This is a genomic window from Breoghania sp. JC706, from assembly GCF_037026715.1.
Classification (GTDB): Bacteria; Pseudomonadota; Alphaproteobacteria; order Rhizobiales; family Stappiaceae; genus Breoghania.
Genome location: NZ_JBANCG010000019.1, coordinates 1 through 18,547, shown reverse-complemented (window position 1 = coordinate 18,547; position 18,547 = coordinate 1). Strand labels below are relative to the sequence as shown.

Below are 18,547 nucleotides of genomic sequence, written 5' to 3'. Positions count from 1 at the left end.
ACCGGCATAAACGGGGCCGGATAAATCCGGCCCCGTGACACCGCCCACGACGATTACGGAAGCGGCCGCATCCCTCGTTATTTCCGCGTTGCGTTCGCGCACGCGCCCGCCCGTTGCAGGTCGCCTGGCGCCCCCGGGGCAAGCCGCAACTCCAGACATGCAACGGTGCCGCGAGGCTGGCGGTTTTCAAGCCGGAAGCATCCTTCGTGAGCCTGCATCACGTGGGATACGATATGAAGGCCGAGCCCCGTCCCGCGAACATTGCCTGCATTCGAGGCCCTGAAGTACCGCTGGACGACCTTCGCTTTTTCCGCTTCCGGAACGCCCATCCCCTCATCGGCGACGCATATGCGAAGCGCGCGCGGCTCACGTTCGGCAGACACACGGATCTCCGTCCCCGAGGGTGAGAATTTCGCGGAATTTTCCAGAAGGTTCGTGAGCGCGATCGCGATCAGTCCGGGATCGAAAACCACCTCGTCCCCCGCATCGATGCCGTCGAAGTCTATTGCCAGCACGTGATCGGCATGCGCCGACGCGAAGCGCCGCACGACGGCCGCAAGAAACGCGTGCACATCGACGGGGCGAAAGTTCGCGATCGGGAGGCCGTCGCCCATTCGGCTTCGCTCCAGCGACACCTGAAGGACGTCGACAAGATCCGAAGTCGCGACCTGGATGCGCTGCACTCTCTGGCGATTTGCCTCGTCGTCGGCGCCCAGCATCTTCATCAGCGTCGCGGCGCTCGAACGGATCACCGCCAGCGGCGTCTGGTACTGGTGGCGAAGGATATCGACGAACCGAAGCTGTTCCGACTGCATCTGACGTTCGGCGGCAAGGGCGGCCTCGGCGGCTTCCTTGGCAAGCTTCAGCTCCCGCGTTCGCTCCTCCACGAGCGCGCGTGCCCTCTTTTCCGAACGGCGCAGGACCCGCAGGCCCGAAGCCACCTTGCGCCGCGCATCGAGATGCTGGGCGCGGATGAGCATCGACAGCGACATCAGCAACGTGAACGGTGCGGTCGCGGCCCAATAGGCCGCCTCCCCCAGACCGAACAGATCCGGCCCGCCGACGATCGCGATGATGTCGACAAGCCCGAGTGTCAGCAGCGAGCCCGTGGCAAACGCGGCTGGAAGACTGCCGGGCCGGCGCAGCCGCACGAACGTATCGATATTGTGGGCGAACAGGACAATGACCGAGATGGTTGCAAACAGGTAGATCGGCTTTGCAAAGACCACATACCAATCGCCATCGACGAGCGTGACCGCCAGGGCGACCAGATTGAAGCCGATCGCTCCTTTGAAGAACCACGCCAGCCGCGAGAAAGGACGCCTGGCGCCAACCTGGTCATGAACGAAGAGCAGCACTGCCAGTATCGTGAACTGGATGATCAACCCGAGGATGGTGTCCGTCCAGTAGTGCGCGCTCTCGCCGCCCCCCAGCATGAGAAAACCGCTGTCGCTCAGGATCAGCATGGCGTTGGCGAACATCAGCAGGCCAAAGGTGAGGAAGGGTCGTGCCCTGGACAGCAACCACAACACCGCGCTGAGGAGCATTGCCATAAGGGACAGGACGAGAAGCGCAACGGTGAAACCGGCCTGGCTGATCGCATAGTCCCGCAACCCGTCACGCGTGAGAACGCTTCCCCGAAGCGCTATCGAGCTGGAACTGTCGATCTTGATGTAAATCGGCACCTCGGCCGCATCGGGCAGGTCGAGCGGCACCGAAAAAAACAGGTTTCCCAGCCCAGGCTTGCGCTCGACATGATGATCGCCCCTGAGGAACACCTCGAAGTCGGAGACGCGACCGGGATTGGCGACCCTGGGAACGTAAATGGTGATGTTGTCAAGAAAGGTCGGCAGCAGTGCCAAGGTCAGCCCGCTGGGGAGCCGATCGTGTCCGCTCGTTTCCCCGCGCCGCAGGACCGCTTTCACCCATACGATCTCACCGAGATATCCCAGTGCCAGCTCTCCGCGCACCGGTTCGAACCGGAGCGCCTTCGCGCCGGAAACCACCTCGTCGGCCGACAATTCTCCCTTTGGATCGCGCAGCACCGACAAGTGCCCCACCAGCGGGACCCCGTCCCTGCCGTCCTCGAGAACGGACAGGTCGATCGGCGGGGAACTGACGGCGCGTGCATCGACGGGCTTGGCCAGAACCGGTATCGCCGCTAACAATAGCCACACACACCAAACCGAGGCCAAAGCCGGCCTGATTCCCGATCGAAGAAGACGAAGCAATAACAGACACAAGCGGCCAATGTCCCCAAGGTCCGCTGTTGCACCATGCGCATAGGGTTTTAACAAGTGAACGTTATCCTGGTGGAAGACAATGTCGCGCTACGCGGCAGTCTGGCTGACTATCTGTCCGTGAATGGTCACACTGTGCAGGAAGCGGGTGATGCGGTGGAGCTTTACCAGAAGATGGCGGGGCACAAGTTCGACGTGGCCGTGGTCGACATCAACCTGCCGCATCACGACGGGTTCTCGATTACGCGTTATCTGGCGAAAGAACAACTCTGCGCAACGATCATCACCTCGGTTCGCTCGTCGATCGAGGATCGGGTGAAGGGGTATGAGTGCGGCGCCGACATCTACATGGTGAAACCGGTCGAGCCGGAAGAACTGGCGGCCGCGATCGCGCGGCTTGGCAACAGACAGCATGCCGCGACCGTCGCTGAACGGGCGAGCGCACCTTCCGCGTGGCTGATCGATACGGTCCGCAAATGCCTTTGGGCGCCGAATGGCAAACTTGTTCAGCTCACCGGTCGTGAAACGCTGCTGATGGAAGCCCTGTCGCAAACCGCGGAAGGCAACTCGGTGTCACGCGAGGATCTGCAGGCTGTGCTTGGCGAACCGGGGCTGTCCGGGCGCGGGCGGCTCGATACGATGCTGAGCCGGCTCAGGCAGAAGGTCCGCAGCAAGGCGGACATGGAGTTGCCGCTGATTACCGCGCACAACGTGGGCTTCAGCCTCACGGCACGCATCGATGAGGCGAATTCATAGGCCCCGCTCAGGCGCAGGCATCGTCTGAACGCCGCCGGATCGCTTGAAGGCCGGCACATAGGCATTTCCCGATTGGCCCGATCGGACAGGGTCGCGCCAGATCGAGCCTTGCCAGATCCATTCGCCATCAGGTCCGCGTCTCCCTCGGTTTTCGCTCTCACTCATATCCGCCCGCATCTCCTGAACGGGAAACAAGCCCCGGACATGGCGCCTTAATGGCGCCCTGCGGCGATCTGCTCGATTGTGAAAACAAGAGCTGCAAGCGCGAAGGCCACCGCATTGGCAGTGCGTCAAAGCCGGCAAACACCGCCTCAACGACCACCAGGAGTGTTGCTCCCGCGCAACGCACGATGCTCCTGCATGGGGTGCCATTGCTATATTTTGACACGATTTCATCGCGCCGCTCACGGCCTGAGACCGAGAATGTAAGTTTCTTACATCCGCCGATACCACAGATAAGCAATTAGACCAAAAATACGAACCCAGAGAAAATCTGGATTGTAAGTTTACTCACATGAGCGCCAACTAATATTCAGTCGATTATTCTTCGTCTTATTGGCAATTTTGCGTCCATTGCGTAGAACGACAAACAAGAACGGTTCAAATCGTCCAGTTCTGCCTCCCCGGATATGCCTTCGTGATTTCACCGGATGTCGGAAAACTGGATGTCGCCAACCACGCCATCCGAAAGCGGGCGCACGCCGCGCCGTCCGCTTCTGTTCGCCTCAAGGACCAGCGTTCCATGAATCTCCGCAGAATTGCTTCACGCTTCAAACCACAAGACAGGTTCCGGCGAAAAAATGGCGGTTTGTTAGGCTGCCTGCGCAAACTGCAGCTCGTGTTGCTCGCCATCCTGCTTTCAGTCGTATTCGGCTCACCAGCATTCGCTGCAAGTACTGGATTTGAAAAAACTCTATACTTACTCTACGGCCAGGATTTAGATATAACCTTCTCAATTGACAACTGTACCGAGTATCTTGGCTCTGGGTACCTCAATGTATATAGTGACCTTTACATAACCGCCACCTACAGTGGCGAAAAATGCTATCTAAACGTCACAGGAACAGTGACAGACGAAGCTGATTCATATTTTGTTCAGGACTTTGCATACAATACGTATGAAGGCTCGGCCGCGCAGTTAAGGGCCTATATCTACGTCTACGTCAATGACGCCATTAAGTTCAAAGGCGGAACGCTTGACGACGGCATGGTCAACAGCGAATACTCGGACTACATCAATAGCGCGAGTAAAGGCTCGGGAAGTTTTTCCTACGCGGTGACCTCAGGTTCCCTTCCGGACGGCTTGAGCCTGAATAGCAGCACCGGCAAGGTCTCCGGCACACCGACGACGGTGACGGACGAGACGTCTTTCACCGTTACCGCGACCGACACGAAAACGTCCGGAAACCCCACCGCAACGGCTACATACAAGATTACGATCAACCCGGCGGTTCCCGTCCTCTCCAACTCGTCGACAACGGTCGACCCGAATACCGAGGACCAAGATCTCACCCTCGACGTGTCGGGTGCCACTCCGACGAGCTACACGATTACGAGCGGCCCAAGCCACGGTACCGCGAAGACCTCTTCCAGCGGCATCACCTACACACCGACGGCCGGCTATTCCGGCTCCGACAGCATCACCTACTACGCCACCGCCGCCGCCGGTGACTCCGAAAGCTCCGCCACCGTTTCCATCACGGTGAACAAGCCGACGCTGGCGATTTCGCCCACCAGCCTGGATGACGCGACGGTCGGCTTCGCCTACACGAACGTCACCTTCACGGCCTCGCTGGGCACGGCCGACTACACCTACGAGCTGGAAACCGGATATTCCCTGCCCGACGGCATGTCGTTTTCCAACGGCGTTCTGTCCGGCACCCCGACGGAGGACGGCAGCTTCCCCTTCACGGTGAAGGCGACGGACGTCTACGGCGCGACCGGCGAGCAGTCCTACACGCTGGTCGTCGGCCGGCCGACGATCACCCTTTCGCCGACCACGCTCGATGATGGCGTCGCGGCCGATGAATATTCCCAGACCTTCACCGCATCCGGCGGCGTGGCGTCCTACACCTATGCCGTGACGAGCGGCAGCCTGCCGACGGGCCTGAGCCTTTCGACGGGCGGCAAGCTCTCGGGCACGCTGACCTATGTCGGCACCTATAACTTCACCGTCACGGCGACCGATTCCTACGGGTCCACCGGCAGCCAGGCCTATTCCGTCGAAGTGACCGGGGCCACGCTGACGATGACCCCCGATCCGCTGCCGGAAGGCATGATAGCAATCGCCTACAGCCAGGAGCTCGGCGTCTCGGGCGGCATGGGGCCCTACACGATCACGCATACCGGCGGCGATCTTCCCGATGGCGTCACCTATGATGCCGGCACGAAGATGCTGGCCGGCACGTCCACCGTTTTCGGCACCTATGCGCTCACCTTCGCGCTCGCCGACGCGACCGGCTCGAAGGCGACGGTCAATGTCGACCTCGCCATCTCCGACCTGCCGGACCCGACAAAGGATGCGGAAGTGACCGGGCTCGTGACGGCGCAGATCAAGACGGCGCGCCGCTTCGCCCGGCAGCAGATGTCGAACGTCAACGATCACCTGAGCCAGCTGCACGATCGCTCCCGCGGTCTCCGGAGCCGGTTCGGCGCGGGCGTCTCCTACAACACCGACACGCGCGAGACCGCCTCGTCGCGGGCTCCGGGCGAACAGGCGGCACCGGGTGCGGGCGGCTTCATCGCCACCCACGGCAACGCGGCCGACGACCAGGGGTTCGCCGATGCCTTCAATCAGTTCACCCAGGGCCGCGCGGCCGTGTGGACGGCGGGCTCGGTCGACTTCGGTTCGCGTGCGCTTGGCGGCAACGACAGCGAGGATTCCCATGTCTCGCTGGCGCTTTCGGCAGGTTTCGACTACGCGGTCTCCAAGTCGCTCGTCGCCGGCTTCGCGGTCGGCATCAACAAGGCCCACACCACGGTCACCGACAACGGCACCAAGACGGATGCAGAGGGCGCCAGCCTGACCGGCTATGCGAGCTGGAACGCCCTTCCCGACGTCTATATCGACGGCCTCGTCGGCTATGGTGTGCTCTCCTTCGACAACACCCGCTATGTCACCACCACCGGCGACTATGCGACCGGCGACCGCGACGGCCAGCAGGCCTTCGCCTCCCTCACCGCGACCTATGACGGCCAGCTCGGCAGTTTCGACCTCGCCCCCTACGCCCGGTTGCAGGCGTCCCGCTCCTGGCTCGAGGACTACACCGAGCGCGGCGCGGGGGCCTTCAACCTCCACTATGGCGACCAGACGGTCGACTCGCTCACCGGCGCCTTCGGCATGTCGATCGCCAGAACGTTCGTGACGAGCGAAGGATCGTTCGCCCCACGGCTGAAGCTGGAGTACGGCCACGAATTCGCCGATGCCAGCGACATGACGCTCACCTATCTCGCCTCGCCGACGGTCTACTCGCTCAGCACCGACGACGAGCGCAAGGACTACGGCACTGTGGGCATCGGCCTCGATCTGCTGACGCTTGATGAGGCGACGCGGATCGCGCTCGACTACTCGATCAGCTTCGATGCGGACGGCGTCCGCAACCAGCCGATCAGCTTCAAGTTCAGCCACGCCTTCTGATCCTGCTGACATCGCAAAACGCGAAAGCCCCGCCGGACGGCCATCCGGCGGGGCTTTTTTGCCTTGCGAAGAAACATTCTTCCCCCGGGAACGGAACGGCGACACTGAGTGCACCTCCGTTGCCAAGCTGCGCCTCACTTTCCCGCCACGCGGTCGCTCTTCCCGCCACGCGGTCTCTCTTCCCGAAGGAGGTCTCGATAAGACGGACGGCTTCGCGTTACGCCCCACATGCCCCGGGCCGGACGATCGGTTCACATCGAATGAAATATTCTCAGAGGCGGCAGATGCCGCCAAACCGATCGACGCACCACGCTAAAACGCCGATCCAGACATCGCCGAGCATATCCCCAGCGTCTCTCAAGCCAGGATTTAACGATAGGCATGGCTTTAGGCTGAACGCCGACAAGAAATTGAAAAATATTTTTATGAGGCTTCGTGGCGGAGAGCAGAGGACGAAGTTGGAACCCAAGGCCGAGAGCGCGACGGCCGACCGCCCATAAGGGCGCCCCGCGGAGACGCCGAGCAAAACGAGACTGTGGTGAGCGAAATAATGGCGGAGAGGAAGGGATTCGAACCCTCGATACCATCGCTGGTATACTCCCTTAGCAGGGGAGCGCCTTCGACCACTCGGCCACCTCTCCGGTCCCGCGTTGGTATCGGCAAAGAGACCTCAATTCAAGGGATTTCTCGGTCCCCTCCCCCTTCTCCACATCGCGCTGGCCTTTGTGCCGCACCGAAGCGCATAGCGCGGCCGAGGCGCCCGCCAAAGCGTTCCGCCTCCGCGCACGAACGCTCTTCGCGAAGGCATGGGCGCGACGGACGCAAGAGCGCCCCGATCATGCCGGCCCGATCGTCACGGCCGATCATGCCGGTTCGCCGCTCAGTGCATCCCAAGCCATTCGCGCGCGGCGCGCTGGGCCTCGGCGATGTCGGAAGTGCTCATCACTTCCGAAATCTCCCGGCGGTAGTGCGCCGCCTCGCGGTAGCCCCTCATCGCCGCCAGGTTGAACCACTTGTGCGCGGCAACCAGATCTTCCGGCACGTCCCGCCCCGAGGCGTAGCTCATGCCCAGCTCAAACAGCATCTCGGCGTTCATCTGCTGCGATCCCATCGCAGCCATGTCTTCGCTCAGAACCTCAAATCGAGCCATTGTCTTTCACCCTCTGCTCCAAACCGTTCCCTGTCATCCGGATCGTCTTCGTCGCGTTCCGTGTTCTGACAGGGCCAATTCTCATCCAACGGCTTCAAGCGAGCGTAAATTTTCGCGGTTAACGCAAAGAATACAAATCAAAAACGAACTGTAAACGAAACGCTCCGCTAACCAATTTCGTTTGATTTCGCCTTCAAAATCAACATGTCCGGCGCGAATACGGACGGTTAACGATCACCTTTCAATAACCATGGCGACAGCTTGCCCGCTGGAACCGAACCACGGCCACGCCGGGGACAACGCGCCCTCCATGCCGCAGGCAGGTTGCCGGGCAACGCGGGGACCGGACGCAAGAAGATCCGAATATTGTCGCACACATGCCGCTACGGCACGTCTTGCGCTTGCATGGAAAGGCGATAGGCTTTCCTTCAAAGGCGCTTTTTGCATGCCGCGACTGCCTTCGTTGCCCATCGGGAGGAGGGAACGGACAGGACAGCCGCAACGCGCCGATGCCAGGGGCTGCGAGCCAGCGGGCGGGAACGCGGAGGCGCACCGCGAGACAAGACAACAAGATCGAGTGGAGGAGAAGACCATGGGAAGACTGACGAGAGCCCTGCATCTTGGCGCCGGCATCGCGCTGGCGGGCGTATTGACGATGGGAGCCGCAGCCGCGGCCGATGCGGAAGGCACGTGGGCCCGGCCCTCCGGCAGCTCGCAGATCCGCATCGCCCCCTGCGGCCAGGCGTTGTGCGGCAAGCTGGTGTGGCTGCGCGACAAGGACAAGAAGGACGAGAAGAACCCCGACGCCTCGAAGCGCGACCGGCCGCTTCTCGGCGTTCTCACCGTCTACGGCATGACGCCGTCCGGCGAGAACCAATGGCGCGGCAAGGTCTACAATGCCGAGGACGGCAAGACCTATACCGGCAAGATGGAACTGGTGACGCCGACGAAACTCAAGCTCTCCGGCTGCGTGCTGGGCGGGCTGATCTGCAAGGGCGAAACCTGGCGCCGGGTGAAATAGGAGCGAGCCCCCTCGCCTTTTGAAGCAAGGCCGTTAAACCGCGTGCGCGCCACATCGCGACCGGGTCGCACCGATCCGGTCGCAAAGCGAGGGGGCGAGACGTTTTACGCGCGAGCGGCCTCACCCTGCGCGCGACAGCGCTGGGAAGGCCGCCGCGATCAGGCCGCCTCCAGCGTCGGTTCCGTCTGTTCGGCCTTGTAGAAGTCGAGCGCGCGGGCGGCAGCCGAGATTACCGGCACCTCGTTCCATTCCTGCGGCGTCAGGAAGATGCCGCGATTGCGCGCCCGCAGGCCCGCCCTGGGCGAGGCCGTCCACCAGATGATGGGCGGCGCGAACACCAGCGGCAGCGTCACCGGCCACAGCCAGACGACGAGGCTCGGCGCGAAATAGTAGGCAAACGCCAACGTGCCGGCGCCGAAGACGGTCATCCACCAGCTCGCCTTCCAGGCGGTAAGCATGTCCAGCGAGCCGTCCTCGCGGTCGCTCGACGGCCAGCCGAAATCGGCCCCCGTCATCACCTGATAGACCGAACGGCTCTGGAACATCATGTGGATGGGCGCCAGCAGCGAGGCGAGCAGCAGTTCCAGCAGGGCCGAAAGCGAGGCCCGCGCGCTGCCGCCATAGGGACCGTCGTCGCCCGTCGCCACCGCACGCAGCAGCAGCAGCGCCTTGGGCAGGATCAGAAGCGCGACCACGCCGAACAGCAGCGCCAGTCCCTTTTCCGTCTCCGGGTGCGGGAAACGGGGAAACAGAGAATCCGACATGAAATAGACCGGCGGCGGCGCAAACAGCGGCGCGGCGACGCTGGCGACGAGGAACAGAAGCCAGATCGGCGAGGCGACGTAGCCGAAAATGCCCTGGATGATGCTGAGCCGGCTCCAGAACTTCAGCCTCGGCGCGCGCAGCACGCGCGAATGCTGCAGGTTGCCCTGGCACCAGCGGCGGTCGCGCTTGGCGTATTCGATGAGATTGGCCGGCGCCTCCTCGTAGGAGCCGCCGAGATCGGCGTCGAGCCGCACCCGCCAGCCTGCGCGCGCCAGCATGGCCGCTTCTACCGTGTCGTGGGAGAGGATGTCGCCGCCAAACGGCGGCTTGCCGGCAAGCGCGGGCAAGCCGCAGCTCTCGGCAAAGGCCCGCATGCGGATCAGCGCATTATGGCCCCAGAACGGTCCCTCGCGCCCCTGCAGCGCTGCAACGCCGCGCGAGAAGAGCGGCGAATAGAAGCTTGCGGAAAACTGGATCATCCGGCCGAACAGCGTCTTGCGGCCGATGATCAGCGGCACGGTCTGCAGCAGGCCGAGATCGGGGGCCGCCTCCATGCGGCGCACCATCTCCACGATGGTGTCCGCCCGCATCAGGCTGTCGGCATCCAGCACCAGCATGTAATCGTAGCCGCCGCCGCTGGAGCGGATGAATTCCCCGATATTGCCGGCCTTGCGGCCGATGTTGGGCGAGCGGTGGCGGTAGAACAGCCGGCCGCCGGCGCCAAGGGCCGCCACGGCGCGCCGGTGGAGCCGCTTTTCGTCGGCAACGGCTTCTTCCCTGGTGGAATCGGACAGGATGTGGAAGTCGAAGGTCGCCAGAACCCCCAGATCGTCGAGCGCCCGGTACATGGCGTCCATGCGGGCAAAAACCGCGTCCGCCGCCTCGTTGTAGACCGGAATGACGATGGCCGTGCGTCCGCTCGGCGCACCGTCGAAGGAGGGAACCTTCTCGGCGCCGAAAATGAGCCCGAGCACTGCCGTGCACGCGCCCCAGGAAAGCCACAGCGCGCACAAAGCGACGAGCGTGATGCGCACCACGTCCACCCAGTCGAAGCCGTCGGCAACGGCGATCGAACCGAACATGGCGGCCGCTGCCACCGTAAGCCCGAGGGTCAGGATGATCGCGCCGGCCCGGCGCACGCCGACGAACAGCGTCTCCAGCCTGCCGGACTTGCTGGGTCCCGGCTGCTTGGGATCCGTCCGGTCGCTACCGGGCGGCACTGAACCGGACTGCATCGAACCGGGCTCCATGGAATGACACTCCGTGACGCTTTCGCAAAAGCCCTGTGGGCGCGTTCAACCCTTGCGGGACCGCTTAGCCCTGTCGGGCGCGGCTGCGGCCGAAGAGCCGCGCAAGAAACGGCGCCCGGGCGTCTTCGCGCTCCAGCACCTGGAGCGGCATGGCAAGCGGCGCGCGCGGCGCGGGCAGGCACAGGGAGGCGACGACGGCGCGGCGCACCTCGTCGGGAACCTCGCCGCTCAACACCCGCTCCACCAGGCTGCCGCTGTCGCCGAGCGCGCTGAGCCGCGGCGAATTCTCCACCGCCTCGGCGACCGCCTCGCGCAGGGTCGCGTCATCCAGATCCGGCCGGCGCAGCAACAGGCGCAGGCTCTCGCATGACGCGCTCTCCGGCGTCTTCATCACCTGGTTGAGGCTGATGTCGCACTGAGACACTTCAACTCTCATACTGTCTGACCCCACTGATACGTCCAGGTTTCGGTTAGGCGCTCCTGATCGCGCAAAAGGGCGGCGCTGAGCTCCACGGGCTTGCTCCCGTCCTTGCGCCTGACATCCGCGATCAAACGCCAAACGTCGCTACCGGGCAATTTGTTCAATATTTTGTGCGTTATTTTGCCGTTTCCGACATTGAGCTGCACATCGATGGCCGCGTCCTCGCCCAGACCGACGAGCGGATCGCCCGCGAAATCCACGAGAAACTTGCGCAGATCGGGATCGGGCTCGGAAGAGGCCGTGCCCCCCTGCCCCGTGCGGGTGCGGATCACGCGCGCGAGCGGAACGTCCCCCTCCACTTCCATCGCCCACAGCATGCGGTAGTGCAGCCAGTGCTCGGATCCGGCCTCGAGCCCGTTCTCCGGCATCCAGAAGGCAACGATGTTGTCGTGAATCTCCTCCTTGGAGGGGATTTCCGCCAGGAAGACGGAGCCCTTGCCCCATTCGCCCACAGGCTCGATCCAGACCGAGGGCCGCCGCTCGTAGCGCGCCTCGGTATCGAGGTAATGGTCGGGCGCCCGGTCGCGCTGCAACAGCCCGAAGCCGCCGGGATTGTCCTCGGCGAAAATCGAGAGCTGCAGCTGGCCGGGATTGGTGAGCGGGCGCCAGATGCGCTCGCCGCTGGCGCGCAGGATGACGAGCCCGTCGCTGTCGTGGACTTCGGGGCGGAAGTCGTCGAAGCCGGTGTGATCGTTCTCGCCGAAAAGGTACATGGAGCTGAGCGGCGCGAGCCCGAGCCGGGAGACGGCTGCGCGCAGGAAGATGGCGGCCTGCACGTCCACAACCGTCTCCACGCCGGGCGTGATCGAAAAGGCATAGGCGCCGGCCACGCGCTCGCTCTCAAGCTCGGCATAGAGCTTGATCTCCCGCGCGCCCTTCTCCGGGCGCTCGATGTAGAAGCGGGTGAAGCGGGGAAACTCCTCCGCGCTGCCCGACGCGGTGTCGACCGCCAGTCCGCGCGCCGAAATGCCGTAGATGTTGCCGCGCCCGAGCGCGCGGAAATAGCTGGAGCCCAGAAACGAGATCAGCTCGTCGCGATAGTCGGACCGGTTGAGCGGATAATGCAGCCGGAAACCGGCCACGCCGGGCAGCTCGATCTTCTCGAACGCCTGCGCATCCAGCGGCTCGCGGTATTCGAAATCGTCCGCCTGGAAGTCCATCGGCCGCAGCTGGCCCTCCACCACCTCAAAGAGGTGGACGGGCTTGTCGAACAGCCAGCCGGGATAGAAGGCCTGAAGCTCGAAATTGCGCTCCGTCCCCTTCCAGCGCGCATGGTCGGGCCGGAAGCGGATGCGGCGATGGCTGTCGTAGTCGAGCTTGGCGACCTGCTCCGGCAGGCTGCCCTGGTCATCCTCGTAAGCCGCACCGGCGCGCGCCTTCATCCGGGCGACAAGCCAGTCCCAGTTGAACGGGGTGCCCTGTGCGTCGCCCTCGGCAGGCTTAGCCCCTGCGGGCTTGGCGTCCTCCGGCTTCGCGTCGCCCGCCGGCTGAGCGGCATCCTGTGCGAAGGCAGGCAGGGACGCGCTGCCGATCAGGGCGGCGATAAAGCTAGCACTGATTTTCAGATAATGGCGTCGATCGATCGTCGATGTGGTTTTATCTGGCACTTTCTGGACCTGACCGCCGGGCGCGGTTGCGGCGCTCGCAAGGGGCCTCTCCACGCTCTTCTGGCGCGGCCCCGTCGGTCGCCTACCTTCCCCGATTTCGATTATTATACGTGAAGACCGAGGGATCGGTCCGCTGTGCAAACGCAATATTTCCAGATTGGTTCCATGCGTCTCTGGCATGCGGACTGCAACCGCTCTTGATCACTCTATATCACCATGGGAGCGGAGAAAATCGGAAACGATCGCGGCAAAGGCAAGGCAAAAATCAGGTAATCCGATGCCGGTCCAAGACTACCGCAGCGCAAAAATCACGTGACACAAGGTCGCCCCCGCCCGACCACTTGCACACGAGCGCCTTGCGGTCGCATGAGCCGGCCTGCCGAGGCCATGGCGCAAGCAACCAACCATGCGCGCCCGCCCGCGCGGCGAGGGCTATGAGAATGGCGAAAGGCCGCATCGGCCGTCCGCACCCAGAAGACAGGCGCCGGCGCGCGCAAAGCATCCACCGGCCTCACGCGCCCCGCGCGATCCCGCCCGCAGTCGCTCAGTCGATGCCGATCTTCTTGCGCAGCAGATCGTTGACGGCCTGCGGGTTGGCCTTGCCCTGGGAGGCCTTCATCACCTGCCCCACGAACCAGCCGAGAAGGCCGGGCTTTTCCTTGGCCTGCTCCGCCTTGTCCGGGTTGGCCGCGACGATCTCGTCCACGATCTTCTCGATCGCGCCGAGGTCGGTGACCTGCTTCATGCCGCGCTCTTCGACGATTCGCTTCGGATCGCCGCCTTCCGACCAGACGATCTCGAACAGGTCCTTGGCGATCTTGCCGGAAATGTCGCCGGCCTTGATGAGGTCGATGATGCCGCCGAGCTGGTCGGCCGAAACCGGGCTCGTGGTCACGTCGAGGCCTTCCTTGTTCAGCCGGGCGAAGAGCTCGTTGGTCACCCAGTTGGCGGAAAGCTTGGCATCGCGCCCCTTTGCCACGTCCTCGAAGAAGTCGGCGGACGCCTTCTCCTGCACGAGAATGTCGGCGTCATAGGCCGACAGGCCGTAATCCGCCATGAAGCGGGCCTTCTTGTCGTCGGGCAGCTCCGGCAGGCCGACCTTCAGCGCCTCGACATAGGCATCGTCGAATTCCAGCGGCAGCAGGTCGGGATCGGGGAAGTAGCGGTAGTCGTGCGCCTCTTCCTTGGAGCGCATGGACCGCGTCTCGCCCTTGTTCGGGTCGAACAGCCGGGTTTCCTGATCGATCGAACCGCCGTCCTCCAGAATGCCGATCTGGCGGCGCGCCTCGTACTCGATCGCCTGGCCGGCGAAGCGGATGGAGTTGACGTTCTTGATCTCGCAGCGCGTGCCAAACTCGCCGCCCGGCTTGCGCACCGAGACGTTGATGTCCGCGCGCATGGAGCCCTGCTCCATGTTGCCGTCGCAGGTGCCGAGATAGCGCAGGATGGTGCGAAGCTTGGTGAGATACGCCTTCGCCTCGTCGGAGCAGCGCAGGTCCGGCTTCGACACGATCTCCATCAGCGCCACGCCGGAGCGGTTCAGATCGACGAAGGACATGGAAGGATGCTGGTCGTGCAGCGACTTGCCCGCATCCTGTTCCAGATGCAGGCGCTCCACGCCGATCTCGACCTGCTCGTCCTCCGACATGTCGAGCAGGATCTTGCCCTCTCCGACGATCGGCTGCTTGAACTGCGAGATCTGATAGCCCTGCGGCAGGTCCGGATAGAAGTAGTTCTTCCGGTCGAATACCGACTTGTTGTTGATCTGGGCCTTGAGGCCGAGGCCGGTGCGGATGGCCTGTTTGACGCATTCCTCGTTGATCACGGGCAGCATGCCGGGCATGGCCGCATCGACCAGCGAGACGTTGGAATTGGGCTCGTGGCCGAATTCGGTGGACGCACCGGAGAAAAGCTTCGACTTGGAGGTGACCTGCGCGTGCACCTCCATGCCGATGACGATTTCCCAGTCGCCCGTGGCGCCCTTGATGAACTTTTTCGGGTCTGGGGTGCGGGTATCGACGATCGTCATGGCTGCAAAGGATCCTGTTCGCGGCAAGGCTGAAGGCCGGCGCGGCGGGGTGATCTTTCGCGCGCACGTGCCTTGCTGTTGCCTAGTGCCTCTTTCGCCGCGCCGCAAGAGGTTCTTGAAGTCACGCATGCCGAACTCGCAGGCTAGGAGAGCACGCGTCAGCGGCTTAACTGTCCGCAGCGCGATCGCCAAGCTTCGCCGGGTCGATGCCGCCGCGGCGCAGGATGAACCCGATGATCACGGCAACTGCCCTGTAGAGCTCCTCCGGGATCTCGTCGTTGAGCTCCACCTGCGACAGCGCCTGGGCGAGGATTGCGTCCTCCTCCACCGGCACGCCGCTCTCCTCGGCAAGCTTAAGAATTGCGTCGGCGACATAGCCCTGTCCCTTCGCCGTCACCCGCGGCGCGCCGATGTGATCGTAATGCAGCGCCACCGCGACCCGCTTGGGATCGCCCTTGCCCCTCTCTTGCGCCTTCTTCTGTCCGCTCATGTCTGCCTGTCCAGAAACTGGCCGGAAACGAGCTTGCCGAGGCCGACGCTCCCCTGCTTCGGTCGCCCCTGCCGGATGCGCACGCTCGCGACATCGATGCCCGCAAGCTCGAGAACGCCGGCAAGCTCGTCCGCATTGCCCCTGAGCGCGGTGGCCACCTCCGGCCGCTCCGCCCAGACGGTGACGGACGTCCCCCCTGCCCCCAGCGCGACGAGACTTTCCACCGGCCCCGTTTCCTGAAGATCGATCGCGAAATGCAGGCGCCAGCCGGCTGCCTCCGGCTGGTCGCGGGACCCTGCGCCCTCCTCGTCGCGCGAGATCTGAAACTGCGCCATCGCCGTGCCGGTCCCCACCATGAGCGGGATCTCGAACGTCCAGTGCGCCGCCGGTGCGCCCCGGGCGAGCGTCGCCGCATCAGAACCGGACGTGGAGCTGCCCCCATGCGAGGCGAATTGCGACAGGCGGATACGCGAGAGCGCAGCCTCCGTGTCCGACAATAGCGCGCGCGCCGCCTGTTTCGGTGTGGCACCCTCATCGAGGTTCGCCTGCGCCGGTTGCTGGCCCTGCGGCTGGGCGCCTGCGCGCGGCGGCGGCGGCGGCGTGCCCGCACGCGGGGCTTGCGGCAGGCTCGCCTCCTCGCCGAGAAAACCGGAAAGAACAGCGCGCAGCAGGAAAAGCGTGCCCTTGAGATCGGCCGGTGGCGCACCGGCTTGCCCGGCGGCGGCCGTTGCCTGCCCGCTGGCCGAAACAAGCGCCTGAAGCGCGTCGGAACCGCCGGTTCCGTGGGCGGGACGCGCCTTGCCGGCCGTGGTCTCAGGTCGCACGGCAACACCTGCTTGCGCTCCCGCTGCTTCCTTGAAAAGCCCCGACCGGCCGGCGGCCGCGCGCAACTGTTCGCCGCTCAGCCCATCGGCCGGCAGCCGGAAGCCCAGAAGATCGCGCACCACCTGCTGCACCACCGGCGGCAGCGGACTGTTCTTGCCGACAAGCGCCGCCGCGTTGGCAAACAGCGGCGCAAGCGAATCCTGCCGGGCCGCCGCCAGCGGGCGGGCATCGTCGATGGCCTTGCGCAACACCTCCGGCGCGACATCGCTGCGCCCGCCCCCATGCGGCGCGGACCGCAGAACGGTCGCGTCGGCGGCTGGCGTGGCGCGTGCCGAGGCGAGTGCGGTTGCCGCCCCGCCCGTCAACGGCTGGCCCTGCCGGTTCGACAGAAGCGAAATCTCCGGCTGTCCGGAACTGCCGGCGATCCGAACCAGCACTGTCGCGCCCGGCTCCGGCGGTGTCGCGAGCGGCACCTTCACCACCGTCTTGCCGATGGCGAGTTGCGCGGCGCCATCGGCCGCCGGCTGCAGCACGCGCGCGGCCGCCACCGTGCCCGTCGCAGGCAGAGCTCGCGGACCCGAAACGATACTCGCGGCAACGCCCGGCTCCGCTCGCGCGGCATTGACCTGATGCGCGATATCGCCGGAAAGCGGCCGCGACTGCGGATCCACCAGCAGGGAAAGACGCGGCGCCGCGCCCCCCGCTTCCGCCTTCACCGTGATCGTCGAGCCCGCCTCCAGCCCCGCCGGAAGCCGGACCTCCACCTGCGTGCGCCCGATCGAAAGCCGCGTCGTGCCATCGACCGACTGGGCAATGACCCGCGCGCTGACGAGATCGCCGGGAGAAACATTGAGCGACGGCGGCGCCCCGCTGGTCGCCGATGCGCCTGCCGCTGCCGGTGCGGGCGTGCCGATCTGCGCGGGAAAGCTCGGCCCCGTGCGCAGCTGGCCTGCTCCGGCCTGACCCGCTCCAGCCTGCCCCGCTCCCGCCTGCGCCGTCCCAGCCGGGTTCCCGGCCATCTGCGCACGAACCGCATCGGGCGCGGCCGGTCGGCCCTGTTCGTCGACGACGATTGCAAGCCGCGGGGTCGCGCCTCCCGTCTCCACCTTCACCGCGACCGTGCGCGTGCCCTCGGGCAGCGGCGTCGGCAGTTGCGCTGAAATCTCCATCCGCCCGACCGCAAGCCGCGTCGTGCCGTCGGCAGCCGTTGCCGCAACCTGCGCCGTCAGCACGCTGCCCGGCGTCAGAACTGGAGGCGGAAGGCTTGTCTGGACCGCGGGTTGCGGCACCCCGCCTGTCTGGCCGGCACCTGTGGGCACAGGAACCTGCATGGCGGCGCGCGCGGCCTGCGGGGTCAGTGGCTGGCCGCTATCGTCGACCATCAGCGCAAGGCGCGGCTCGGCACCGCCAGCCTCCACCTTCAGCGCAATCGCGGTGCCCGGCGGGATCCGGATCGGCAGGCGCACCTCGATCTGCTGTCCCTTGGCCAGAGACAGCCGCGCCGTGCCATCGGCCCCTTGCGCGACTACGCGCGCGCTCATGACCTCGCCCGCGGCCGGCGCGGGCAGGCTCTGGCCGGTCGATGCCGGCGCGGGCAAGGCGATGGTCGAAACCGGGGGCAGCGGCCTGCTCCTTCAGCGAAAACTCTCCACTCCAACAAGAATAGGCCTGCCGGTTAATTCGGGGTATCCGCAATCGTCTTTCCCGCCGACGCGCGGCTTCTGCTTTCTGCGCACGCGCACCCGAATTGACCTTGATCAAGGCTTTCGACCTCCGGTTACGTCACGCTGCGGCCGATGCAACCGGTCCGCGCCGCCGGTTTGCGCATATGGAGGGGAAATCCATGGGAATTCTGAAACACGCCGGCGATCACATGCACATGATGGGCGAGATGATGCGGCAGACGGATACCGACGTCACAACGGTGAGCGGTCCGAGCGGCGACGCCTTCCTGCGCGGGGCGATCGTGCGCTGCCTGTTCTGCAAGCACGGCGAGGAATGCCGCGCCTGGCTGGGCGAGGGCCACGAACATTGCGAGCCCCCCGCCTTCTGCCCGAACTCCAGCCGGTTCGAGGCGGTGCGCAAGGCGTCGTGAGCCGGGGTTTCCGGCGAGGCCCGCAGCACCGTCGGCTCGGGGACATATCCGCGAAGGCGGTGGCGTCGCTCAGAATGCGCTCTGTCGTCCTTACGCTGCTCTTTTGCAATCTCTCCGCTTGTCATCCCCGCCTGCGCGGGGATGACAAGCGGAGAGACCGGCGGGCGCGTGAAATCTCCCCGATGCCCGCACCCCCGCCCC

At 64.7% G+C, this 18,547-nt stretch carries 12 protein-coding genes and 1 tRNA gene; 4 read left to right on the top strand and 9 right to left on the bottom strand.

Annotated elements, in window-relative coordinates; translation table 11 throughout:
* Nucleotides 1-77: 77 nt before the first annotated feature.
* Nucleotides 78-2,297 carry an ATP-binding protein gene (locus tag V2L18_RS23045; protein ID WP_336180699.1) on the bottom strand — a complete coding sequence of 740 codons (2,220 nt, stop codon included), beginning with the start codon at nt 2,295-2,297 and terminating at the stop codon, nt 78-80.
* Here V2L18_RS23045 and V2L18_RS23040 point away from each other — a divergent pair, their 5' ends adjacent.
* Entirely contained in the window at nt 2,298-2,996 is a 699-nt protein-coding gene (locus V2L18_RS23040; protein WP_336180698.1) for a response regulator transcription factor, read from the top strand.
* A 1,207-nt stretch (nt 2,997-4,203) separates the two neighbouring features.
* On the top strand, nt 4,204-6,633 hold the full coding sequence (locus tag V2L18_RS23035; RefSeq protein WP_336180697.1) for an autotransporter domain-containing protein: 2,430 nt from the start codon (nt 4,204-4,206) through the stop codon (nt 6,631-6,633).
* A gap of 551 nt (nt 6,634-7,184) precedes the next feature.
* On the opposite strand, the gene V2L18_RS23030 is transcribed toward V2L18_RS23035, so the two are convergent.
* Together V2L18_RS23030 and V2L18_RS23025 are read right to left on the bottom strand one after the other, a co-directional pair.
* Nucleotides 7,185-7,274: transfer RNA gene (locus V2L18_RS23030), tRNA-Ser, on the bottom strand.
* 239 nt (nt 7,275-7,513) lie between these two features.
* Nucleotides 7,514-7,783 carry a hypothetical protein gene (locus V2L18_RS23025; protein ID WP_336180696.1) on the bottom strand — a complete coding sequence of 90 codons (270 nt, stop codon included), beginning with the start codon at nt 7,781-7,783 and terminating at the stop codon, nt 7,514-7,516.
* A gap of 592 nt (nt 7,784-8,375) precedes the next feature.
* Between V2L18_RS23025 and V2L18_RS23020 the strand changes: the two genes are divergently transcribed.
* Entirely contained in the window at nt 8,376-8,804 is a 429-nt protein-coding gene (locus V2L18_RS23020) for a DUF2147 domain-containing protein (protein WP_336180695.1), read from the top strand.
* Nucleotides 8,805-8,962: 158 nt separating this feature from the next.
* On the opposite strand, the gene mdoH is transcribed toward V2L18_RS23020, so the two are convergent.
* The 6 genes from mdoH to V2L18_RS22990 all read right to left on the bottom strand — a co-directional run bounded on the left by mdoH (nt 8,963) and on the right by V2L18_RS22990 (nt 17,792).
* Nucleotides 8,963-10,804, bottom strand: a complete 1,842-nt coding sequence (gene mdoH, locus V2L18_RS23015; protein ID WP_336180694.1) for a glucans biosynthesis glucosyltransferase MdoH — start codon at nt 10,802-10,804, stop codon at nt 8,963-8,965.
* Between the two features lie 79 nt (nt 10,805-10,883).
* The gene (locus V2L18_RS23010) at nt 10,884-11,243 is read right to left on the bottom strand and encodes a hypothetical protein (protein ID WP_336180693.1); all 360 of its coding nucleotides are present in this window, start codon (nt 11,241-11,243) and stop codon (nt 10,884-10,886) included.
* An 8-nt stretch (nt 11,244-11,251) separates the two neighbouring features.
* The gene (locus V2L18_RS23005; RefSeq protein ID WP_336180692.1) at nt 11,252-12,907 is read right to left on the bottom strand and encodes a glucan biosynthesis protein; all 1,656 of its coding nucleotides are present in this window, start codon (nt 12,905-12,907) and stop codon (nt 11,252-11,254) included.
* Between the two features lie 544 nt (nt 12,908-13,451).
* The gene (gatB, locus tag V2L18_RS23000) at nt 13,452-14,936 is read right to left on the bottom strand and encodes an Asp-tRNA(Asn)/Glu-tRNA(Gln) amidotransferase subunit GatB (RefSeq protein ID WP_336180691.1); all 1,485 of its coding nucleotides are present in this window, start codon (nt 14,934-14,936) and stop codon (nt 13,452-13,454) included.
* A 166-nt stretch (nt 14,937-15,102) separates the two neighbouring features.
* Nucleotides 15,103-15,426 (bottom strand): EscU/YscU/HrcU family type III secretion system export apparatus switch protein, encoded by a 324-nt coding sequence (locus V2L18_RS22995; RefSeq protein WP_336180690.1) that lies wholly within the window; start codon nt 15,424-15,426, stop codon nt 15,103-15,105.
* Nucleotides 15,423-17,792, bottom strand: coding sequence for a flagellar hook-length control protein FliK (locus tag V2L18_RS22990; RefSeq protein WP_336180689.1), 2,370 nt, complete (start codon nt 17,790-17,792; stop codon nt 15,423-15,425). The genes V2L18_RS22995 and V2L18_RS22990 overlap by 4 nt, the downstream gene beginning before the upstream one ends.
* Nucleotides 17,793-18,094: 302 nt before the next feature.
* Between V2L18_RS22990 and V2L18_RS22985 the strand changes: the two genes are divergently transcribed.
* The gene (locus tag V2L18_RS22985) at nt 18,095-18,346 is read left to right on the top strand and encodes a DUF6455 family protein (RefSeq protein ID WP_336180688.1); all 252 of its coding nucleotides are present in this window, start codon (nt 18,095-18,097) and stop codon (nt 18,344-18,346) included.
* The last annotated feature ends 201 nt before the right edge of the window (nt 18,347-18,547 follow it).